Origin of the sequence: Candidatus Tiamatella incendiivivens (assembly GCA_015522635.1) — an archaeon.
In the GTDB taxonomy this organism is placed as follows: domain Archaea; phylum Thermoproteota; class Thermoprotei_A; order Sulfolobales; family Acidilobaceae; genus Tiamatella; species Tiamatella incendiivivens.
The window spans coordinates 124,062-146,312 of the sequence record WALW01000019.1; the positions used below are offsets into that span (position 1 = coordinate 124,062).

Annotated in this window: 22 protein-coding genes; 14 read left to right on the forward strand and 8 right to left on the reverse strand. The window is 41.0% G+C overall.

Translation table 11 applies throughout. The features are described 5' to 3' along the window. The first annotated feature begins 34 nt into the window (after nucleotides 1–34). The 9 genes from rsgA (at nucleotide 35) to F7B60_03995 (ending at nucleotide 5,983) form a co-directional block, all read left to right on the forward strand. Nucleotides 35–850 (forward strand): GTPase RsgA, encoded by an 816-nt coding sequence (gene rsgA / locus F7B60_03955; protein MCE4614664.1) that lies wholly within the window; start codon nucleotides 35–37, stop codon nucleotides 848–850. Nucleotides 851–852: 2 nt separating this feature from the next. Beyond that, entirely contained in the window at nucleotides 853–1,455 is a 603-nt protein-coding gene (locus tag F7B60_03960) for a hypothetical protein (protein MCE4614665.1), read from the forward strand. Nucleotides 1,456–1,457: 2 nt separating this feature from the next. Continuing rightward, the gene (locus tag F7B60_03965) at nucleotides 1,458–2,273 is read left to right on the forward strand and encodes a ChaN family lipoprotein (protein ID MCE4614666.1); all 816 of its coding nucleotides are present in this window, start codon (nucleotides 1,458–1,460) and stop codon (nucleotides 2,271–2,273) included. 60 nt (nucleotides 2,274–2,333) lie between these two features. Beyond that, nucleotides 2,334–3,113, forward strand: a complete 780-nt coding sequence (locus F7B60_03970) for a proteasome assembly chaperone family protein (protein MCE4614667.1) — start codon at nucleotides 2,334–2,336, stop codon at nucleotides 3,111–3,113. A gap of 26 nt (nucleotides 3,114–3,139) precedes the next feature. Next, nucleotides 3,140–3,565: an Hsp20/alpha crystallin family protein gene (locus F7B60_03975; protein ID MCE4614668.1), complete on the forward strand. Its 426-nt coding sequence runs from the start codon at nucleotides 3,140–3,142 to the stop codon at nucleotides 3,563–3,565. Nucleotides 3,566–3,669: 104 nt separating this feature from the next. Further along, nucleotides 3,670–4,464: a DMT family transporter gene (locus F7B60_03980; protein MCE4614669.1), complete on the forward strand. Its 795-nt coding sequence runs from the start codon at nucleotides 3,670–3,672 to the stop codon at nucleotides 4,462–4,464. 40 nt (nucleotides 4,465–4,504) lie between these two features. Next, the gene (locus F7B60_03985) at nucleotides 4,505–4,903 is read left to right on the forward strand and encodes a cupin domain-containing protein (GenBank protein ID MCE4614670.1); all 399 of its coding nucleotides are present in this window, start codon (nucleotides 4,505–4,507) and stop codon (nucleotides 4,901–4,903) included. A gap of 106 nt (nucleotides 4,904–5,009) precedes the next feature. Continuing rightward, nucleotides 5,010–5,669: a DUF1614 domain-containing protein gene (locus F7B60_03990; protein MCE4614671.1), complete on the forward strand. Its 660-nt coding sequence runs from the start codon at nucleotides 5,010–5,012 to the stop codon at nucleotides 5,667–5,669. A 23-nt stretch (nucleotides 5,670–5,692) separates the two neighbouring features. Next, nucleotides 5,693–5,983 (forward strand): winged helix-turn-helix transcriptional regulator, encoded by a 291-nt coding sequence (locus tag F7B60_03995; GenBank protein MCE4614672.1) that lies wholly within the window; start codon nucleotides 5,693–5,695, stop codon nucleotides 5,981–5,983. 502 nt (nucleotides 5,984–6,485) lie between these two features. Here F7B60_03995 and F7B60_04000 read toward each other — a convergent pair. The 5 genes from F7B60_04000 to F7B60_04020 form a co-directional block, all read right to left on the reverse strand. Then, the gene (locus F7B60_04000; protein ID MCE4614673.1) at nucleotides 6,486–7,805 is read right to left on the reverse strand and encodes a permease; all 1,320 of its coding nucleotides are present in this window, start codon (nucleotides 7,803–7,805) and stop codon (nucleotides 6,486–6,488) included. A gap of 101 nt (nucleotides 7,806–7,906) precedes the next feature. Further along, nucleotides 7,907–9,010, reverse strand: a complete 1,104-nt coding sequence (locus F7B60_04005; protein ID MCE4614674.1) for an electron transfer flavoprotein subunit alpha/FixB family protein — start codon at nucleotides 9,008–9,010, stop codon at nucleotides 7,907–7,909. Between the two features lie 12 nt (nucleotides 9,011–9,022). Beyond that, nucleotides 9,023–9,826 carry an electron transfer flavoprotein subunit beta/FixA family protein gene (locus F7B60_04010; protein MCE4614675.1) on the reverse strand — a complete coding sequence of 268 codons (804 nt, stop codon included), beginning with the start codon at nucleotides 9,824–9,826 and terminating at the stop codon, nucleotides 9,023–9,025. A gap of 12 nt (nucleotides 9,827–9,838) precedes the next feature. Continuing rightward, nucleotides 9,839–10,144 carry a 4Fe-4S dicluster domain-containing protein gene (locus F7B60_04015; GenBank protein ID MCE4614676.1) on the reverse strand — a complete coding sequence of 102 codons (306 nt, stop codon included), beginning with the start codon at nucleotides 10,142–10,144 and terminating at the stop codon, nucleotides 9,839–9,841. A gap of 13 nt (nucleotides 10,145–10,157) precedes the next feature. Beyond that, a complete protein-coding gene (locus F7B60_04020) occupies nucleotides 10,158–11,444 on the reverse strand; it encodes an NAD(P)-binding protein (GenBank protein MCE4614677.1) in 1,287 nt (428 codons plus the stop codon). A gap of 140 nt (nucleotides 11,445–11,584) precedes the next feature. Here F7B60_04020 and F7B60_04025 point away from each other — a divergent pair, with 140 nt between their 5' ends. Further along, nucleotides 11,585–12,058, forward strand: a complete 474-nt coding sequence (locus tag F7B60_04025) for a hypothetical protein (GenBank protein ID MCE4614678.1) — start codon at nucleotides 11,585–11,587, stop codon at nucleotides 12,056–12,058. On the opposite strand, the gene F7B60_04030 is transcribed toward F7B60_04025, so the two are convergent. Beyond that, nucleotides 12,055–13,038: a hypothetical protein gene (locus F7B60_04030; protein ID MCE4614679.1), complete on the reverse strand. Its 984-nt coding sequence runs from the start codon at nucleotides 13,036–13,038 to the stop codon at nucleotides 12,055–12,057. The two genes, F7B60_04025 and F7B60_04030, sit on opposite strands and share 4 nt — an antisense overlap. A gap of 102 nt (nucleotides 13,039–13,140) precedes the next feature. Here F7B60_04030 and F7B60_04035 point away from each other — a divergent pair, with 102 nt between their 5' ends. After that, nucleotides 13,141–13,536, forward strand: a complete 396-nt coding sequence (locus tag F7B60_04035; GenBank protein ID MCE4614680.1) for a hypothetical protein — start codon at nucleotides 13,141–13,143, stop codon at nucleotides 13,534–13,536. On the opposite strand, the gene F7B60_04040 is transcribed toward F7B60_04035, so the two are convergent. Then, on the reverse strand, nucleotides 13,533–14,948 hold the full coding sequence (locus F7B60_04040) for an aromatic amino acid ammonia-lyase (GenBank protein MCE4614681.1): 1,416 nt from the start codon (nucleotides 14,946–14,948) through the stop codon (nucleotides 13,533–13,535). The two genes, F7B60_04035 and F7B60_04040, sit on opposite strands and share 4 nt — an antisense overlap. Before the next feature lie 99 nt (nucleotides 14,949–15,047). Here F7B60_04040 and F7B60_04045 point away from each other — a divergent pair, with 99 nt between their 5' ends. Further along, entirely contained in the window at nucleotides 15,048–15,362 is a 315-nt protein-coding gene (locus tag F7B60_04045) for a hypothetical protein (GenBank protein ID MCE4614682.1), read from the forward strand. A 13-nt stretch (nucleotides 15,363–15,375) separates the two neighbouring features. Then, a complete protein-coding gene (locus F7B60_04050; protein MCE4614683.1) occupies nucleotides 15,376–16,437 on the forward strand; it encodes a TIGR04084 family radical SAM/SPASM domain-containing protein in 1,062 nt (353 codons plus the stop codon). A gap of 19 nt (nucleotides 16,438–16,456) precedes the next feature. Here the strand turns inward: F7B60_04050 and leuS are convergent, their stop codons facing one another. Then, complete coding sequence (gene leuS / locus F7B60_04055; GenBank protein MCE4614684.1) at nucleotides 16,457–19,459, reverse strand: leucine--tRNA ligase; 3,003 nt, start codon at nucleotides 19,457–19,459, stop codon at nucleotides 16,457–16,459. A 164-nt stretch (nucleotides 19,460–19,623) separates the two neighbouring features. Here leuS and F7B60_04060 point away from each other — a divergent pair, with 164 nt between their 5' ends. Next, nucleotides 19,624–22,245, forward strand: coding sequence for an ATP-dependent helicase (locus F7B60_04060; protein ID MCE4614685.1), 2,622 nt, complete (start codon nucleotides 19,624–19,626; stop codon nucleotides 22,243–22,245). Nucleotides 22,246–22,251: the final 6 nt, after the last annotated feature.

A 22,251-nucleotide genomic window follows, 5' to 3' on the forward strand; every position in this document is an offset into this window, starting at 1 on the left:
TATACTATACTAGGTAAAGTATGAGGGGATAATATTGGATTTAGCATCATGGCGATTACTAGCAAGGACTATCAATAAAACCGATATTGTTATTGAAGTACTTGATATCAGAGATCCATTATCGACCTATAGTAAAAGAGTTGAAGAAATGATTGATGCTTTAGGTAAGAAACTAGTCATAGTCTTAAACAAAAGCGATCTGGTTCCAAGAGATGTAGCTGAAGAATGGGTATACCAGTTTAGAAAAGCAGGATACGATGCTTTCTATATGTCGGCAACCAAGAGGCTTGGAACCCGAAGGCTGAGGGGTTTCATCAAATCATTAGCTGAGGCAAGTCCGTTCACAGTAGCAGTAGTCGGTTATCCTAAAACTGGAAAGTCTAGCATTATTAACGCATTAAAAGCTAAGCATAGTGCCATGACAAGCCCCATTCCGGGAAGCCATGGATATACAAGACACGTGCAGTTATACAAGATTGAGCCAGGCTTCTATGTTCTTGACACTCCAGGAGTTATACCCATAGAAGGCGGCTGGCCGGACTCGATAATTAGGGGTAAAAGCCCTGAAGAGCTGGAGGATCCCGTTCCCCCAGCAGTAGCTTTAATCGAGAAAATCTTAAGTTGCAACCCAGACGCTTTTATCGACGCATACGGTATAACAATCAAAGATCCCCTAAAGATCATGGAGAAACTAGCGATTATACGGGGATGGAAGTATAAACTAAGCGGTGAGCCTTTGGTTGAAGAGGCTGCCAGAACTATCTTAAGAGATTACCATAAAGCAAAGATAATGTTTTACATATCACCGTCTCCACTCAATTTCAAGTATAAATCGAGAAGAAGGGAGTAAGCTTGCAGTGTGAGTTGTATGGGAATAATCTTCTCGTGCCAATTCTAATGCTATTTGCTGTACTAGACCCAATAGGAAACAGTCTATATTTCTATATACTAACCAAAAACTACTCAAGTGAGACATGTAATAGAATTACGTCTATGACCATATCTGTAGCAATGTTTATTACACTCTTTTTCGCCGTTCTCTGTGATATAACATTCAACATCCTGGATGTTACTGTAGATGATTTCAGAATAGCTATAGGAATCATCCTCTTAATTTACTTTATCGCTATTCTACTCGAAATTAATCTTGGCCTTAAACAACCTTCTGACGAGAACATAGCTGTAGTCCCTCTAGCAATGCCACTGCTATCAGGTCCCACAGCAATATTCACTGTCGTTTATATTAAGCACGCATGGGGGATAAAGTTCTCTCATAAGTGTGATTGTAAATATTATCATAATATAACCGGTACTATTGGCAAGAGACATCCTATCCAAGTATATGGGCAAGAATGGCAGTTTAGCATTCGAAAAGTTGATGGCAATGATAATGGAAGCTTTCGCCGTATCCTTGATGAGAGAAGTATTACACCTAAAATTCTTAGTGGGTGGTAAATATGGGCAGTTTCTTCGATATAAGCAGAGGAAAAAGCGTTGATCCTGTAGAGATAAGTATGAAGATACGAGCCCCCTCAATAATTTTCTATGGAGAGCAACATGAAAACAACGAGGTAGTAAAAGGAGAACTATCGATTCTGAAGGAAGTTTATAAATTATCTGTAAGGAAGAAACTTAGACTAATCATTGGAATGGAGCATTTTAATATCCAGCAACAAAAAATTCTTGAGGAGTTTTTGGAGGATAGAATTACTTGGAAATCACTTGTAGACCGATACTCGGAGGGGCCAGAAGGGTTTGATCTGGAATATTATAAACCCATTCTTTTTTATGCTAAAAAACAGAAGCTCCGTATTATAGGATTAATGCCTCCTAGAAATGAGGCCAAGGTTGTTGTACGGAAAGGATTGACAAGTGATATACTAGACAAATACAAGCTGGACGAGAATGATATCAAATCATATCCTAGGGATTATTTTGATAGGTTCTCTCAACTCGTTCCACGAGATGGGCCTATGGCGATTTTTGGTGTTGAACAGCTTGTTCTAGCTCAGAGCTTTAAGGATGAAGTTATGGCTCTTTCAATAGCAAGAGCACTCAACAAGGGAGCTGATTTATTTTATGGTATAATGGGAACAGGGCACTGCGAGCATAAGGGTACTGTTCCAAGTAGAATAGGAAAATACGTAAAGAATATCGTCAATCGAACAATTATAACCACCCGGAAATTATCCGGGGAAGAATCCCCGGCTGATATAGCTAAGAGACTCAGAAAAGACGGGCTTATAATTGCAAGTTACGTATACATTACCTAAAAAACCATTATTCACAATACATTAACTATAATAGAGAACTTGGTAAGGGGTGTAAATTAATTGAAGAATCCTATATACCAAGAAGAAATAGGTGGATTTATTTTCCAGGAATACAAGGAGTTTAAGCCTGCGACGCCAAGCTATTTAATACTCGGATTTCCTGATGCTGGGCTTGTAGGTTCTATAACCGTCTCGTATATGGTAAAATCTCTAGGAATGAAGGAAGTTGCTGGAATAGATAGTAAACGATTCTTTCCCCCGGCTACGATTGTCATAGACGGTAACCCAAGGCCACCTGTAAGGGTTTTCAAGAAAGATAATGTATATACACTTATGTCGGAAATACCCCTCCCTCCTCAGGCATATTTCAGCCTGGCAGAAATGCTAACATATTGGGTAAGATTAAGAGGGTTCACATTCGTTGTAAGCGTAACTGGCATAGGAGTTCCTAATAGGCTACAAATAGATAAACCCAAACTATACTGGCTGGCTACTGATGAGCAAGGCGAAGAACTAGCCGCTAAGACAGAAGCAGGTAAATTTGTTAACGGCATAATAGCAGGTCCTTATAGTTTAATATTAAAGGAGAGCATAGCCAGAAGAGTCTCGAATCTACTATTGCTGGCTGAGTCGTTCCTAGATTTCCCTGATCCAGAAGCAGCGTCTGTGGTTATAGAAGGCTTGAATAGGATGATAGGTCTAAACATGAGTGTAGGCGATCTATTGAAAGAGGCGGAAATGATAAAGCTTAGAATGAAAGAACTTATGCGCTCTACAAAAGAATCGATGATGAAAATGGGTAAGGGATTGGAGTATCAGAGCCCGGTAATCTACAGTTGATGATAGTTCTATGGAGGTGTATGCGCTTGTCTAGCTACTGGGACTGGTTTGAAGAGTTCCGCAGATACGTGAGAGAGAGAATAAAGAATATTGAAGACTTGTTCAACGAAATACACAGTGAAATAGACTCCTCACTCTTCACAGGATACAAACCTGGCAACCTGGAAGAGCCTCTATACAGAATAGAGGACCATGGGGATCACTATAGAATTCTAATAGACCTACCTGCAGCTGATCCTGACAGTGTTGTAGTGGACGTATTTGAAGACCACGTATTAATCAAAGCCAATATAAGGGAGGAAGCTATGTATGAATACGAGAACGCTCTTGGAAGGAGAGTCTGGATGAGAAATTATAGTACAAGTATAACATTTCCCAGTCCCATAGATACCTCAACGGTAAAAGCAGAGAGGAAGGCTAATATTCTCATAATAACAGTCAAAAAGAAATAGATCACACTAGAATTCAGCCAGATAGGTGGAGTAAGTTTTATTCAAAAACGACAAAACTACTAATACTAATAACTGCTGTAACTGCAGTTTCATCTGCCTCAGTTATAGCTGTTTTATCAGGAGTTCCCGGGTCGACTGCTAGTTTTTGGAGAATGCTCTTCTCCAGTATTCTCCTGGCTCCATTCATCCTCGAGAGAAACAGTCAGAGTAATTACCAGAAGAATAGATCGTCAGGGATAATTCTAGGCGTAGCCGCTGGAACAATGCTTGGAATTCATATGTCTTCATGGCTTGAATCTCTTGCATACGCTTCCGTAGCAGTAAGCACAACAATTGTTTGCACACATGCTCTTTTCTCCTCCTTATTCTCCTCAGTAATAGGAGAGCCGCCTAAGAAAACTCAAATCATTGGTATATTGATTTCTATACTAGGAGTATTTTTCATAACAGGAGCAGACCCCAGTTCCACAGTATTGGGTGGATTACTTGCCTTAATTGGGGCAATTTCAGGTGGAGCTTATTTCACACTTGGCAGAATATCCAGGCATGAAATGAGCCTTAGCAAATATTTGCTTACCACTTATTCTACTGCTGGACTTGTTTCTTTACTCTTTGCAATAGCTACTGGAGAGAAGCTTATGGGATTCCAATCTTCTTCTTGGATTTATTTATTCCTACTTGCTCTGATCCCTAACGTGATAGGCCACAGTCTCCTCAATCTTTCATTAAGATTTTCTACTGCAACAACGGTTACAGGAAGCGTTCTCGGAGAGCCTATTGGTGCAACTATTCTCGCGTATTTCATACTAAGCCAGCATCCCCCCTTAATGGTTTATATATTCATGCTAGTGGTACTGTTTGGAGTTGGGATAACAATAAAAACAGGGTTAGAACTATAAAGTCGCTATTATATTGATAGTAAAGTAGAGGCGCTACCAAATGAACAAGTTTGATCCTTGTGGAGCTAAAGTTCTACATTACACTGAGGTCGAAGAAGAAAGGGTTCCTGATAAAATGGGGAGTAAAACAACGATTCGATGGCTAATATCAGAGAAAGATGGTGCACCTACTTATGCAATGCGCTACTTTAGAATAGGCCCTGGAGGACACATTAACGCTCACAGCCATCCCTGGGAGCATGAGATATTCGTCGTTAAAGGACAAGGGGTAGTTAGGATAGGTGAAAAACACTATCAAGTTGGGGAGGGATATTCCATCTATGTACCCCCAAACATAATACATGAATACTGGAATACCAGTTTAGAGCCATGGGAAATAATCTGTACAATACCAAACAAGCCAAGTGTCAATGAGGATAAACCCGTAGAGAAATGTTGAGGTGTGAGTTTTAGAAGCCAAAAATAAGAGGATCATCATCTATCTTCCATTTCACTGGTTTCTCCTTCCCTTCTACTTGTTCCTAGCTCTACCAATAGCGTATATAATGGCTATAACTCCAGCTTATCTATTCCATTGGCTATCTAGTAACATAAACCTATTTGTAAAAATGCTCATATGGATATCTATGCTTCTTCTCAGCCTTAGTCCTGTACTTAGCTTCGTCAATATAAAAATAGGGAGTTTTAAGACAAAAACACAGACATCTGCAATTGATTACGTTATTTATTGGGGTATACCCATACCGATCCCTCGAATAGGTGTAACTGAACAGGAAACCATTATTGCAATAAATGCTGGCGGAGCTATTGTGCCGATAACGGTTGGGATTGTGTTCGTATATTCAACTCTTCTAATAGGGAACCCGCTAGTATTATATGCAACTATAGCATCAATCACAGTAACAACCATCTATACATACGTGTCATCACGAGTTATTCCCAGCATAGGGATTGTCGCCCCAGGATTGGGGATAGCACTAGTTTCTCTAGCAACTTCTATACCTGTTCTAGGTAGAGGACCGGTTTTTATCCCAGCATATGTTGGAGCTAGCTTTGGAAGTCTATTAGGAGCAGACATTCTTAGATTAATGAAGGATAGAGACCGTATTAATGCACCTTTAATAAGCATCGGAGGAGCAGGAGTCTTCGATGGAATATATCTATCAGGAGCCCTCGCAGTTACACTTGGTATGCTTTTCTCCTGATGTAAGTTGACGAGGTTATTGAAATGGAGGAGGAAATGAAAAGTCTTCTTAAGTACCTATTGAAACGCCGTTACATAAGCCCCAGCATCATAGCCAGAGAAACTAGAATAAAAGAGTCCAGAGTGTATGTACTACTAGCGAGGCTTGAGGCAGAGGGGTATATTAGAAGAATGACGTTCGAGCAAGGAAAGTCTTGTGAGTATTGCCCCTTGAAAGGAATCTGCGGGGGATCCTGCCCTTCTGGAACCGGTAAAATCACAATCTACACAATAACCGATAAAGGTAAGCAATTAACTACACAAGAAAACGAGTAGAGCCGGGAGTGACCCGCCCCGTACACACTTATCCCCGAGGACGCGGGGTTAATTCGTACGGGACCAGGGTCCACTCACTTATAGTTATTTTGTACTGAGAAGGTAAAATAGGTTAACGTGAATAGTTCTCTACTCTGCTACTACTTGTCCATGTACATCTGTGTACTCTAAAATATTGCAGACTAGGCATTTAATGTCCAGAACGCCTATTGGATTATCGTATTCATCTAATACTATCATTATCCAACACCTATTATAGCCATTGCCTCTAATCCTCTTGTAAGAGTCTACATTATCCTACGGTTAGAGGTCTCTTAATCGATACATTTTCCTTTACTTTTGCGCTCTAAGGCTATCACTAATAGTTTGTTAAGCGGTATTGCCACGAGGATCGGTCTTGGAACATATTAGTTTTAGCGTCTGAGTTCCACGTTTTATGAATGTATTCAAGAATATATTTTATAGAGTTTTTTACTATTGAAAATTAAAACAGATTCCTTGTTTAGTGTGTCCAGATAGGAATAGATACTAAGTATTGTATAATAAGAGACATTAATGTGTATGGAATAGTATATTTTAGTATCTGGAATCCTTTATATTTCCTTCCAGATACCCTAGCAGCGATCGTTACGCCAACATAGATGGCTGGAGCACCCGCTATCGTCGCGTTACTACCTAAGGTACCTGCCCATGCCACACTCCAATAAAGCGGCCACGGATTTAATCCTACATTCATAGAGAGATCTTTTATTATATTAAATAAAGACAGAATCAACGCATCATGCTCTATTATTGTAGCAGATAACCCAGTGAACCAATATAAAATTGAATACGAGTAGAGGAGTCCGTGACCTGCTGTAAGGGATATCATTCTCCTAGCAGCTTCATCGATGAAACCAGTTTTAACCAGACCGCCAACAAGTATGAATAAGCTGATGTAGAAGAGGAGTGCGCTCCATTCTATTCTACCTAAAATCTCGTTGAAGCTTTCGAAATCCCTTTCCAGAATCCTGCCTAATTCAGCTATAGCTGCTATTGCCAATCCGCCGGCTAAGGCTATTTCTCCCAGTTTAACGTCGAAACCAAGCATAACGGATAGTTCTCGCCTGAAGGCCATTCCAACTATAGTTATAGAGAAGACGATTACAGAAGCCCATAATTGCCCCTTTCTTATGTTCAGTTCTTCAACAGCAGAAGATATATCAAGTTGATCTTTTAGATTAACCCTGTTTTTGAGCCAGAGGAAAATAAGGTAATTCAATAACAAATAGGTAATAGTTAATAATGGGAAGCTCGATGGCCTACTGTTCATCCATATGAAATCATTGAATTCCGCCCCCGCAACGCTATGCAACAACTGTGGAGGTAAGTCGCCTAGCAACAATGCTGTACCCATGAAGTTAGCGTTAAGGGAAACTAGGGTGACTGGAAGTAAGGGGTCTACACCTGCTTTCTTCGATGTTCTAGCAACTATTCCACCGAATAACACGACGATCAATACATTATCGACAAATATACTCAAGAACCCAGCTATTATAGCCACTACTAGTAGAAAGCCAAGGAATCCTTTAGATTTTCTGGAAGCCCATGAAATGATGAGATTTGAAACTCCTGCACCGGATAAATATTCTGCGAGGATCCACATACCTAGAAGAATTGATATTACATCCCAGTCTACATAGTGTACTGCATCTTCCAGAGAGAGAATGCCCATTAATCCTAGTGTTAATGCTCCTAGAAGAGCTATTAGGCTTCTATCTATAATTCCCCATATTATGAAACCTATTGTGACGATGAAGATCACTAGCGCGATATTAACCACTACAAGGCACCTATCCGGGTATCATCGGTTAATGCAACTAGTGAGTGTTTACTATGACAAGATAAAAAGGTGACTGGAAGGGATAAGAAAGGTTAACGAATCTAGGAGTTACCATTACTTGATTGCTGTTTCAGTTTCCTAAACTCATCAATCAATAATGGAATTATCTCCTTTGCATCACCTACTACACCGTAGTCAGATGCCTTGAATATCGGCGCCTCCGGGTCTTTATTAATAGCAACTACGGTTCCAGCCTCTCTTATACCGAATGTGTGCTGTGCAGCTCCACTTATACCCACTGCAACATACAGTTTTGGTTTTACTGTTTTACCCGTCTGACCTACCTGTTTTTCATGAGGTATAAACCCCATATCCACAGCTTTTCTAGAGCCCGCTACTACTGCACCCATCTCTTTAGCCAGTTCCTCAAGGAGACTCCACAATTCTTTTGTAGCTACTCCTCTCCCACCAGAGACGAGATAATCAGCCTTCTCTATCGGTAACTCTGTCTGAGGTATAATAGTGACTTCTTCTAGGAATGCCCTTCTTTTCGGTATGCTGTCTAGTTCTATCCATGTGATTTCCCCAGCTCTACTTTCATCTCTCTCTGGCACTGGAAACACGTTAGGCCTAGCTGTTCCCATCTGAGGTCTGCGTGTAGGCGTCTTAATATGTGCAAGCATTATTGCTCCAAAAGGAGGTCGTATCATTACAACGTCTCCTGTCTTCATATCAACGTCGAAGTTCGTACAATCAGCTGTTATACCGGCTCTGAGGGTATTAGCAATATATGGGCCGAATTCTCTTCCTCTCAGAGTTGCCGAGACAAATATTACTTCAGGTTTAACCTGTTTAGCTAGGTCAGAGAGAACTAAAGCATACTGGTCTGCACTGTAAACTTTTAGATCTGGGTGATAAATTATACGTATTTTGTCAGCGCCGTGATATATCATTTCTTTAGCTGCCTTTTCTAGAGCCTCTTTGTCCCCGCCAATGAGAACTCCTTCTATCCAAGTCTCCAGTTTTTCAGCAATGCTCTTAGCAGGGGTTAGCATCTGTAGACTTGCTTCATGAATTTGGCCATCCTCTATTTCACCTATAACCCATATACCTTCGAATTCCCCAGGCTGTCTGCACTCCCAATCCGGACAAAGCTTTTCACAATCAACCTTCTTCTTTTTCCTTGCTGAAGGATCGAAACTCACAATTCATCACCTCTAAAATGAGAGAACACCCTCCTCTTTAAGCTTCTCAATTAACCATCTGACTCCTTCTTTAGGATCACCCTGAAATACTTCCTTCTTTCTTGGAACCTCAGGAGTCCAAGTTATTCCTCCTACTATAGTTGGACTTCCCTTTAAACCGATGCATCTTGTGTCAAGCCCCATTTCCTTATTCGTCCAAACCTGTATAGGGTTCTCAAGTTTCGCCCTTATTTTGTAGGACATTCTTACAGGACGTGGTTTCTGACTATGCATAGCTACGGATATAACTGCTGGGAGTCTGACTCTATAGATTTCTTCTCTATCCTCTAGTTTTCTTAAGAAAACTATTTCCTTCTTTTTCTCATCGTAATCAATTAGCTTCTCAACGTAATACACATATGGAAGTTTAAGCCAGCTTGCCACCTGTGCTCCTATGTGAGCAGTGCTTGAGTCTATTGTTTCCTGCCCAAATACAACTAGGTCTACTCCACCTATTTTCTCTATAACCTTGGCTAAAACATAGCTGGTAGCTAATGTGTCTGCACCGGCGAATGCTCTGTCACTAGCTAAAACACCGTCATCTACACCCATACCTATTACGTGCTGTAAACCCATTATAGCTGCTGGAGGTGCCATGGAAACCGCTGTTATCTTACCTCCATATTTATCTTTTAACTGTAGAGCGAATTCAGTAGCATCCAGGTCGTGAGGGTTTACTATGCTGGGAACCCCTTCTCTTATTAGAGTACCTGTTTTTGGATCGAATCTAACTGCTTGTGTGTTAGGCACCCATTTTATTCCGAGAACCATTCTCATCTAACTCACCTCTTACATAAACCTGTACATTATTCCCCTACCACTCTTAGGATAATGCCATGTAATTGCGTTCATAGGGCATATCACTCTGCATGTTCCGCATTCCACGCATCCTTCATAGCTGAATACCACTTTTTCTCCTGCTAGAATATAGCATCCCGCCGGACAAAGATAGAGGCATGGTTTCGTTGGACATTTTTCACATTTCGAAGAGTCTACAGTAATATGTGGTTCAAGGCCTACATCCCATACGTCTCTTTGAAGTATATCATCTATTTTCATGGGTTTTGCTTCTGGTTTACCCTGATCTTGAGACATACCAATTCACCTCCTACATCTTTTTGATAAGCCTGTAACCTTTCCAGGCTAGTGAGAGTAATCCTAAACCAGCTTGTTTCCTCGCTTTGTTAAACCCTTTCCATATTCCTGGGGTTTCCAACCCTATTTCAAAAACATTGCTTGCTGTGCCGACAGCTAGTTTCGGTAGTGCACTGAACATTCTAGCATCACTATACAGATCCTGCATTCCAGTTAGCCTGGTTAGGTCTTTATACGTGAAGCTTTCCTTCAGCATTCTTTCATACGTTTTTAGATTTTGCTCTGTGAAGCCTCCTTTATCATGAGCCTCTATCGCCGCTTTTGCAGCTAAGTAACCTGTATAAGCCGCGAAATCCACTCCTCGTATAGTATATCCTACGTTGAGTAAAAGTCCTCCAGCATCCCCTGTTATAAGGAAACCGTTCAATGCCAGTTTCTTAGGCATCATAGCAGGGCCTGCTTCAGGTGTAAGATGCCCTCCATACTCCATAATGTCCCCATCTATCCATAGATTTCTAAGCTGAGGATGAAGCCTTAGTCTTTCTACCATCTGGCTTATATGGTCTTTCACGTCCTTTACGGCGTGCCCCAGATGTAGGACTAGACCTATACTCACGCTATCCTTATTGGTGTAAACGAACGCTCCGCCGGGTATATATTCTGTTATGCCTCCCATTAGGAGCCAAGCCATCCCTTCGCCTTTGTTAAGCCCAAATCTCTCATTAACCTTATCTTCACCTAGCTTGATAGTCTCCTTTGCTCCAACAGCTACTTGCTCCGGCTTCAGTTTATCAACTAAACCTAAACCTTCTAGGAGTAATCTATTTACTCCCTCTGCATCTATCACAAGGTTGGCATATACCTCGTCTGGCCCGCTTCCAACACCAATAACCTTTCCATCCTTGTAGAGTATCTTATCTACTGTGATTTCTTCAACTAGTAGTGCACCAGTTTCTCCAGCTTTATCTGCCATCCATTTGGCCAGTTGAGGCAAGTATGTTGTGAAGCTTGTGGAAGTATCTGATTGATACTCTATTGACACTAGTTTATTGCCGTCCACAAAGCTTAGTTTCTCTTTTTTAACCCATCTATGAATAGGAGCCTTATCCAGATCGTTGCCATATATCTCTCGTAGAGGTTCTGCATATACCCTTCCACCGAAGAGTTCTTTATATCCCGGTTGTCGTCCTCGTTCCAGTACAAGGACATCAAAACCTTTCTTAGCTAGTATATAACCTGCGGCAGAGCCAGCGGGGCCAGCTCCAACTATGATTATATCCCATTTCTTCTTTACATCCAAAACGTACACCCCGCAGGGAGGGATTAACTTTTTGTATATATAAATTGATTTTTCAACTCAATGTAGCTAATTTAGGTACAAAAACCTGTGATTTCTTTTTATGTTTGCCAGACAAATATTACTATTGAGAGGTGTCTAAAGTGCCCATTCTTTCGAAGCCCCCTAGGATAAAGGTATTCGAAGCTCTTGGCAGTATTGCAGATGGTAGAGTAGAAATTGTCGACGAGAACGAGTCTAGAATTATAGCTAAAATCAAAAGTTCAACAGGAGAAAAAACATATACAGTTATTGTCGATCTAGGATCAAAGAAGGCGTATAGTAATGATAACGGAACAATACATAGGGGGTATATTGGTTACCCTATTATAGCTGTATTAATGGCCAAAGGAATCTTGCCCTTCGAGGAAAAATATGCTGAAGCTCTTAAAGGTATTCCCTGGAAGACACTCAACGAGACTTATAAGAAGTATAGCATAGTAGAGGAGATAGTTTTCAAGCAAGCAAGAAGTAATGGTGTTTACAGAAGACATTTAGAGGCTTTTGCTAGAAGAGTCCTTGGAGAACTTGGAAGACTAGAGCTTATATTCGATGAGTCACTAGGACAGCAAGCCTAATCGACGTTTATTGTCGCTGCCTTATAGAGTTTGGCTATCTCACCTACTATCCTCCCCTCCAACCCTTCTATTATATTTCTAGTAATCCTAGTCTGAGGCATGTTTTTAGGGTATGTATTCGAATTGATATAGACCTCCATTATAGAATTGAGGATAGGTCTAATTTCGTTTAATAATCCAGCTCCCGGTATTGTAGAGGCTATAAGGAATGTTTCAGTCTCACCTGAGGGAATATTCTCCCTCCTAACAAGCTCAGATTTACCAAGACATCTTAGAGTAGCCAGCACTGTTAACGATAATCTTGTAACAGGAATATTTTTGAGTATCGCATTAATCCCCTCACTTCTGACTCCTCTCTCGAGATACTCTAGTATTTCACCATTTCCGCTAAACAGTTTTTCTTTGACAACCTTGAAACCTAGTTGTAAGGCGTGATCTTTCATTAATTCGTATTTCCTGTAACTCGCCATGCTATTTCTTTTTACAAGGAAGCTAATGAAGGGAATGGAGGTTTTCGGTAAATAAAATACAAGATCGCGTTTGACAGTCATGCTTAACAATGGATATATGGGTATTCCCTCGTTTTCGGCCAGTCCTACAAGAACAGTACCCATAAGCTTGGGGATAATTATTAGTGTAGGTGTTTTCTTTGCAGCCAAGTGTTTTACTATGGACTTAAGCTCCTCTGCCCGGTCAATGCTTCTATTTATAGGTTCGTACTCATAAAAAGATACAGTGAAACCATGTGAGGATAAACTGTCAGCAAGTAAACCTATAGCATGGACCAAAGGCACCTCATCAGGGCTAGGTAATGAGAGGTTCTTGAGTACTATTCCAAGAAGCCTCGTTCTATTATTTGGACCTTCTTCCTGGGATTTATGGTAATCTACGCTTATACTTCTTATCTTAATGAATCTATACTCGTCACTATAATATCTTGAGCAATGACCGATGAAGGAGTCCTCCACTTTTCTGTGCACCTACGGAACCTTGTCCTCGCATATATATTGAACAAGCGAACAGGGTTATATATCTGAGAAATTTAATCGGGAGATCAGAGTACATTTCCGTGGGAATGTGTTATGGTAAATGTAAGCAATACAACTACTAATATCGGAGGAGAGGTTCTGCCTCATAGATTAACGTTGACAGGAGCTATCATCCAGTTAATACTTGTAGCGGTCTTTATAATAGGGCCTACTCCATTCTTTGTGTATATAAGTAAACTTGCATGGAAGGAATCCGTAAAAGCATCTATATATGCTGGGTTTCTGGGTTTTCTAATTCTAATCTTTCTCAACCCGATGGGGCCTGTTGCCGTTTTAGCTGACTTCCTTATTTACATGTGGGCGTTGAAAATAAGGCTGAATAATGAGTGGAAAGAAGCTTTCAGACTAAGCTTAGTTATCTGGGGACTACTACTTTTACCACTACTATTTATTGGAACCGAGATCCTAAAGCATTTCATTGCATCCTAACAATCCTGGGAAATCCCGTATCTTCTTTTCATTTCACCTGCCATTATCTTATTTTGCTCATATATTTCCCCTACATTAGGATGATCCCCCCTCTCCAGTTCTTCCGCTATTTCTACTAAAGCCTTCTCCAAATACAATTGATCTGTCAAGAGAGATATGATTCTGAGTAACCTCAACCCAGCATTGGGTGACATAGATACTATATCTTCGTGGTCTAAACTTGTAGGAATATTATGAATAGTCCTGGGACCAGAGTCCGCTCTGACTTCAGCGGCTAATGAAGCTATAGTGTAATGAATTATCATTCCTCCAACACTGCTTTTTGAGTGGGCTAGAAACTTGGGTAAGTTTACATAGCTATCGTCCAATAGTTTATTCGCTCTTCTCTCGATTAAATTAGCCATCCATGCCAATAGTATTGCAGTATAATCACTTGCTATAGCAGGGTAAACCGCGTGGAATCCGCACTGGTGGAAAACTCCTTCAGGAGTAGCAATAGGATTACTAGATGCGCTGCAAATTTCGTTTGCTACCACATGCTCCACATAGTTTAGGCCGTCTAGGATAGCTCCAAGTATATTAGGAGTGCACCGTAGAGAATATGGGTCTTGTAACCTTCTCTGTTCACCTTTACATGCAGTGGATAGTCGTTCAAGTACTTCTCTCATACCTGGATGTCTCTTAGCTGATGCAATGATCGGAGACCAGTGCTCACAGTTAGCACCTATAATCCTACCAATATGCAGCGTATTATTGAGTAACTCATCGAATAGTATTCTGGTTAATCCTAAGGAATACCCGAGTAACGCTGTGCTGTATGCTGTCGTATTTATAAGGAGGAGAGCTTCACCTCTATCGAGAACCCATTTATCTAATCCGCAGGCTTCAAACATACTGTTAGCATCTATCAATTCACCGTTAATCCAAACTTTTCCTTTACCGAGGAGAAACTGGCTTACCAGATGTGCCGTTGGAGCTAGATCACCTGATGCACCAACACTACCTCTCACAGGGATAGCTGGAGCTGCATTACATTCCAGGGGTTTCACCAGTCTCTCTATTGTTTCAGGCCGTATGCCTGTAAATCCTCTTGTAGCTTGGATAACTCTGATAGCTAGAAAGAGGCGCCCTACCTCCGGTGATGATAGCGGCCCCGTACCTACTGCATGCTCATTTATGACTATTTCCTCGTATTGAGGATCTGAGAGGCGCCCTGAGTCATATAGTTTCCCAAGTCTAGTATGTATGCCATAGATTGTTCGTCTCTTAGCCTCTTCTAAAAGTATCTTTCTAGCTCTAGCTAGCGTGTCCAGCGAGTTCTTTGTTAAAATAATACCATCATTACTTTTAGACCATTCAAACAATTCATGAGGTGAGGGGCAGTTATTGCTATCGATCCTAAGTACTTTCAATAAACGTCACCTGATTGATCCGTTTTTGTAAAAGGGGATTTAGAATATTAAGGTCTCTAACTTCCTGTTTTCTATGAAAAATAATCACGGGTGATGAACTTGGAAAACAATCTTCCAGTAGTACAAAAGAGGAATGGCTGCATAGAAGAGTACATCCCCGAGAAATTCATTGTTAGCCTAATAAAGAACGGTATAACCCCTTCCGCAGCCCGTGCTATTGAGGCTGACCTAAGGAAAGAGGTAACAGGTAAAAGAAGCATATCTACTATAGAACTAGCTTATTATGCATTGACAAGACTCAGAAACAAAGGCAAGCCGTATTATCAGTCCTGGATTTACTACGACATTAATCACAAGCGTAGGAGAATAGACTACGATATTAAGCATATCCTAGGTAAAAGCATTGATGCCTAGGTAGGAATCTGAATTGCTCTGGATAGTTCACACCACTGGCAAATGTAATCTTAGATGCAAGTATTGCGGGGGTTCTATACCGGAAGAATTGATGCCGTGGAAACCAAAGTATTCGGCGAAGGACCTCAAGAAAATTATAGATAACGACCCTGACCCCACAATAATCTTTTACGGGGGAGAACCTCTTCTGAACCCTGAGTTCATAATGGAAATTATGGATACATTAGAGGCTAGATACGGGGTTCAAACCAATGGGACGTTACCTCATCTTCTACCAGATAGCTATTGGCAACGAATGGAAACCGTCCTCTTAAGTATTGATGGTGTTGAATGGCTAACAGATAAGTATAGGGGTAAGGGGATATATCGTAGAGTTCTAAATACAGCGATGTGGCTATCAAAATTTTGTAAATGCCGTAGAATAGCTAGGATGACTGTGACCAAAGATGCCTGCATATACAGAGATGTTGTTCATCTACTAGAACTCGGCTCGTTTACACACGTCCATTGGCAGTTGAATGTAGTATGGGGTGATAGGTGGAGATTTCTTGACTGGGCTAGAAACAGGTATCTTAGAGGAATAACTAATCTAGTACGTTATACGGCTGAAAAATTAGTTAACGGCCAGGTACCAAAGATAATCCCATTCCTAGGGATCTTGACTGCAGAGAAAAACGGGGGATGGGGGCATATTCCTTGCGGAGCTGGGTTCAAAAGCTTCTCTATAACCACTGATGGCAGAATTCTCGCTTGTCCTATAGCTGTTAGAGAGAAATGGGCTATTCTTGGCGATATTTGGTCAGGCGTTGAGAAGGTTATGAGGATTAATGACGTCTCCCCCGAATGTGTAAAGTGCGAGTATTTCAAGTGGTGCGGAGGGCGTTGCCTTTATTCTTTATATGAGAAATATTGGGGAGATGCAGGCCAGAAAGAAATATGCTGGGTTACCAAGAGGACTATAGATCATGTTCTTAAACTTGTCCCCATTATTGATCGCCTCGACAAAAATGGTGTTGCTTCCTGGAATGATGTTCTCTATGATCCTCTACATGATTCAACCGAAATAATCCCATAGGGAAGTGAAGGAACACCGGTTAGAAGATGTATATAGCTGGCTTCATTGGTAACGTATCTTTTCTTTTGATGCCTATAGGATGTTCTCTCGATACAATTACTTCAGCCCCTGTCAGTTTCTCGATAACGTACCTTAAACTCTCTATAACCTTCTCCTCATCGAGGCTCCTTTCCATGATATAATCCTTAATTAGAGGAGGTATATTCTTTGCTACATCATAGAGTTTCATCGCTCTATTTGCCGCTTTTTTCCTATCCTTGGCGGTTGACGTTATTATTTTAATGAGTGCTTTAACCGGCTTTCCTTCATCTATAATATGAACAGCGAGTCTAAGCTCGTTAATCATATCCGGGTTTGATGGGAGAAGTACTATTCTTTCAGGTGACTTCTTGGCTACTTTCACTATGCTTTTAATGTCATCTATAAGGCGTGAAATGTACTCCATGTAAACCTCAGCTTCAATGTCCCTTCCAGCTGGTTTAGGCCATGAGGCCAAACTTACATATCCCTTTCCTCCTATAACACTCCATAATTCCTCTGCAATATGTGGCACAGTAGGTTGAAGCATTCTTATCCAACTATCTACTACTTGTTTAACAACGTATCTTCTAACCAGATCATCCTTACGGTGTTCTGTTAGTCTTAGGTAGAAGGTTAGATCGTTTTCCATCACGTAGAACACAGTATTATACGCATCTCGCAGTTTGACGTTATCCATGGCTACTGTAGTTTTTTCGATATTATACGATAATCTGCTAAGCATCCATCTATCAACAATGTCTAGTTCAACTGGATCTATCTTCCCCGGTGAATTCTTGACGTATGATTCTAACTGTGATATTGTACTATATATTTTCTTCAATTGATCAGTTACACTAATCATCAGCTCCTCTGTGAAATTAGCGTCTTGGCCTATTTCACTAGTCATAGCTACTGCTGCTCTAGCAGCATCTACACCGTATACTTGTAGGATTACCCTCATAGGAATCACATTCCTGAGGCTTTTGCTCATTTTCAATCCTCTGATCAGCACAAAACCGTTTACTGTTATCTGATTAGGCCACTTTTCTTCTGGGAATATCCCAGCATGATTGTATATGAAGAATGTCAGGTGGTTTGGTATGAGGTCTTTTCCACTGTTCCTAGAGTCTAGAGGGTACCAATAGTCGAATTCATCCCTTAATGCTTCTATTAAATGAATAGAAATACTCGTGGATTTTGAAACAGTTTCAGGATCACCTTTTCCTAGGAAAATGTAATCCCACAGCTCTGGTTTTAGTTGACTAGGCTGAACCCCTCCTTTTCTCAGTTTATAGTTTATGGTATAGAATGCCATATATATTGTTGAGTCACTAAGGCTCTCGATTATCCAGCCTGGAGCCCAGGGAAGCTCCGTTCCTAATCCACGGGTTCTTGCACAGGCTCTCTTATCAACCCATTCTATAGTATAGTTGAATTGGTTTCTATAGATCTCAGGTACTATAACCATCCTAGAAAAAAGTTTCCTCGCAAGCTCCTTCCATTCAGGGTTGCTATAGTCAAGGAACCACTGATTATCTAGTACCTTTACAACTATTTCGTTACCACAACGACAATAGACTGGTTTGTTTAGGATTTCATAGATTGATCCACCATATGGTGTTGACTTGAGAAGTTCAACTATATTCTCTCTCGCCTCGCTAACTGGTTTACTTGAAACGAAAGCATCTATGAACCCCTTATATAATTCTCCTTGAAGGCCATGGAGAAGTTCACCAGAGATTAATTCGGCAATATCCCTTCTCATTTTACCCTTAGAGAATTCCGCTGAATATACTTGTTTAGTTGCTTGATCCAGTTTCTCTTTTTCTGTCTGAGTTTCCACTCCCAGTTTCTCGACAACATCGCGTGCCGGAACCTCACTAAATCCTTCAATTTCGATTAGAGGTATAGGTTTTAGGGACTCTTTATTAACCCCTAGCTTATCGAGCAGCTTGTCAGATATTTCCTCTAGTGCTACGAAATCAAAGGGAGCATGTGCTGGGACACTCATAACGACTCCTGTAGCCGTGTCAGAGTCCACGAATTCTGCTGGCAGTATTGGAACTTTTTTACCCGTTACCGGGTTCACTACTAATTTTCCAATGAATTTTTCTCCTTTTACTTTCTCAATGAGCTCTACTTTGTGGAGCTGGAATCCGAGCTTAAAGGCTGCTCTCTCACTTATTATCCACTTTTCACCGTCTACGAGTGCTATCACATAGTTCTCCTTAGGATTTATCCATATGTTTGTTACTCCGAAAACTGTTTCCGGCCTCAGAGTAGCGGCGGGATAGTAGTAAGATTCATCGTAGAACTTAATCAGTACGAATTCCCCTATTTCCGGTTCAACATCCCCTTTAGTGTCATGCATTCCAACAGGCATGTTGTGAACCGGACACCATCCCACTGGATGAGTGCCCTGTACGAGGAATCCTTTTTCCCTTAGTTTCATGAACTGCCATCTTACGAATGAACTAAATTCAGGATCTATGGTTGTGAATTCTCTCCTCCAATCAATACTGTATCCTGCTTCTTTCATTGTCATTTTACTAATTCCATGAAAGTATCTAGCCATGAATAAGGGATCACCGAGTTTTGGTAGTATATCATCTGGAACCCCATAGTCTTCCTTGAATAATCTAATTAAGCCTTTGTCTCCTTTGGATACGCTCTCAGCCATAGTAAGTACCGGAGTACCCGTGTAATGGAATGCCATTGGGAAAAGGACGTTGTATCCGCGCATTCTCTTGTAGCGTGCCATAACATCAGTGATCGTATAGACTCTGAGGTGACCAATGTGTATCGGACCATTAGGATACGGGAAAGCCGCTGTTATGAAATACTTGGGTTTCAGAGGATCAGGCGCTGACTGGAATATTCTATCTTTATCCCATTTCTCCTGCCATTTACTAGCAATTTCGTTTAGAAATCGGCTAAACGGTGATGAGGGCTCCTCTCTTATAATCATTCTAGGCTCAACAATAGGCGTTCCCTCTGCCATTTCCATATACCCTATTAGGCTTTGCCTAATAAGGATTACTGAATATAATAATTATTAGCAGTTGAAAAAGGGAGTATTCGGCAATTTGCAGTCTATATACGTAATCTGTAAAAGAATATACTGATTTAACCACCTGGAGCATAGAGGCGGTTCATGGGTTGGCGATAAAGAAGTTAAGCAGGATTCCTAGAGACGAAGAGGTTTATAGATTATTGATAGAACCTATAGCCTTATGGTTTAGAGATAAGTACAGAAGCTTTACCCTGCCTCAGAGAGGTGCAATCCCCCTCATTAAAAAAGATAGGAATGTCCTAGTCTCCAGTCCCACTGGGACTGGTAAAACACTAGCCTCATTCCTCGGTGTTATAGACAAGTTATATAGGATCGGGTTAAGTGAGGGTTTACAAGACAGGGTTTACACTATTTACATTTCTCCATTAAGAGCACTGAACAACGATATGAAAAGGAACCTACTTGAGCCTTTAGACGCGATCAGTAAGACCGCTAAGGAACTCGGAGTTAACCTCCCTGAGATCAGGGTTGCAGTTAGAACTAGTGATACAAGCCCATATGAGAAACAGAAGATGACTAAGAATCCTCCTCATATTCTTATAACAACACCGGAGAGCTTCTCTATTAGTATATTAGCACCAAAATTCAGGGAGAACTTAAGGCATGCTAGATGGGTTATCATTGATGAGATCCATGAGCTTGCTGCTTCAAAACGCGGTAGTCATTTAATGGTATCTATCGAGAGGTTGGAAAAATTCATCGGTAAACCTTTACAAAGGATAGGGATGAGTGCAACTATAGCCCCCTTGGAAGAGGTTGCAGAGTTCCTTATCGGATATAACGATAACGGTAAGCCTCGTGACGGGTGGATAATCGATGCTAGATTCGCTAAGCCTATAGATATAAGAGTATTGAGCCCAGTAAAAGACCTGATACGCACTCCTACTGATGAGGTCAATGAGAGCATCTATAGAACTCTAGCAAGGATAACAAGAAAATACAGAACTACACTCGTGTTCACCAATACTAGGAGTGCCACTGAAAGAGTAGTCTATAAGTTAAGGAGACTCTTGGCAGACATGGGTATAACAGATATAGACAAGATAGAAGCCCACCACTCAAGCCTTGGTCGTGGTCTTCGATTAGAGGTGGAGGAGAAACTAAAGAGAGGCGAATTAAAGGTCGTAGTCAGCTCTACCAGCCTAGAGTTAGGAATAGATATAGGATATATCGATATTGTAGTACTATTGAGTAGCCCTAAGAGCGTGAGCAGGCTGCTACAACGAATAGGACGAGCGGGACACCATATTAGGCAAATCAGCAGAGGAAGGCTTATTGTCGTAGATAGAGATGACTTAGTTGAATGTACAGTGCTAGCTAAGGCTGCTATGGAGAAGAAGATAGATAAAGTGAAAATACCTAGGAATCCTCTCGATGTTCTAGCTCAGCAGATAGTTGCTATGAGTATTGAAGACAGATGGAGAATCGATGACGCGTATAAGCTTGTCAGGAGGTCTTACCCGTTTAAGGATTTAGATTTCGATAAGTTCATGAGCGTTGTTAGGTACCTTGCAGGTATGTATGGAGAGGAGGTTGAGAAGCACCGGGTATATAGGAAAATTTGGTTTGACGAAGATGAAGGCATTTTTGGTAGGAAAAGAGGTAGTAGAATGATATTCTACTTAAACAGTGGAACTATACCTGATGAATCACATGTTAAGGTATTCACACTTGACGGTAGATATGTTGGAAACTTGGAAGAAGCGTTTGTACAAATACTGAATCCGAGAGATATATTTGTACTAGGAGGCAGAACCTACGAGTTCATTAAAACTGAAGGCATGAGAGCCTATGTGAGAAAAGTGGAAGGTAGGCGGCCAACTGTACCTAGCTGGTTCTCCGAGATGCTTCCCCTAGCTTTCGACTCTGCTCTCGAAGTAGGGAAATTCAGGCGATTTGCAGCCGATCTGATATCTAGTAAACCGCGGGATGAGGTAATTGACTGGTTGAGGAGAAAATACAGGCTAAGTAGGTCTGCTGCAATAAATATATACAAGTATATTTGGGAGCAGTTTAAATATACTGGCGGCCTAGTCCCGGGTAACGATCTTGTCCTAATAGAGGATTGGGTGGATTCTGGTGAGGAGAATATTATTTTCCACACCTTATTCGGTAGAAGAACCAATGATGCTCTTAGTAGAGCGTATGCTTACATAATAGCTGAAGAGACCTCTTACCCTGTAAGAATAACCGTAAGCGATAATGGATTTATGCTTACAACTCCCGTGACCGGTATTGTTGATTTATACAACCTCCCTTACCGTGTCACACCTGATAGTATTGAGGGAATACTGAGGAAGGCCGTCAAGAGTACAGAAATGATGAGGAGGATATTCAGACACGTAGCACAGAGGAGTTTCATGATATTAAAGAGGTATAAAGGTAGGGAGAAGAGCCCTCATAGGATGCAGCTGAATGCACAAACACTTCTAAGAGTGGTGGGAGAAATGGATGGGTTCCCCGTACTTGAGGAAACTTATAGGGAAGTATTCCAGGATCATATGGATTTAGACTCAGCAAGAAAGGTTCTTGAATGTATTCACAACGGTGAAATCGAGATAAAATTCTTTGAAGCTCAATATGCTCCTTCGCCATTTGCCCACCACTTAGTAGTCCAAGGCTATAGTGATGTGGTATTGATGGAAGATAGAAGAAAACTATTGATGAAACTACATGAACTGGTGATTAGAAGTTTAGAAAGATCAACCGCCTAACAGATA

Bases quoted from the DNA above. Each gene is read 5' to 3' on its own strand.
- F7B60_03965 (MCE4614666.1), top strand. From the start codon at position 1,458: ATGGGCAGTTTCTTCGATATAAGCAGAGGAAAAAGCGTTGATCCTGTA.
- F7B60_03985 (MCE4614670.1), top strand. From the start codon at position 4,505: ATGAACAAGTTTGATCCTTGTGGAGCTAAAGTTCTACATTACACTGAG.
- F7B60_03990 (MCE4614671.1), top strand. From the start codon at position 5,010: ATGGCTATAACTCCAGCTTATCTATTCCATTGGCTATCTAGTAACATA.
- F7B60_03995 (MCE4614672.1), top strand. From the start codon at position 5,693: ATGGAGGAGGAAATGAAAAGTCTTCTTAAGTACCTATTGAAACGCCGT.
- F7B60_04010 (MCE4614675.1), bottom strand. From the start codon at position 9,826: ATGAGAATGGTTCTCGGAATAAAATGGGTGCCTAACACACAAGCAGTT.
- F7B60_04015 (MCE4614676.1), bottom strand. From the start codon at position 10,144: ATGTCTCAAGATCAGGGTAAACCAGAAGCAAAACCCATGAAAATAGAT.
- F7B60_04035 (MCE4614680.1), top strand. From the start codon at position 13,141: ATGGTAAATGTAAGCAATACAACTACTAATATCGGAGGAGAGGTTCTG.
- leuS (MCE4614684.1), bottom strand. From the start codon at position 19,459: ATGGCAGAGGGAACGCCTATTGTTGAGCCTAGAATGATTATAAGAGAG.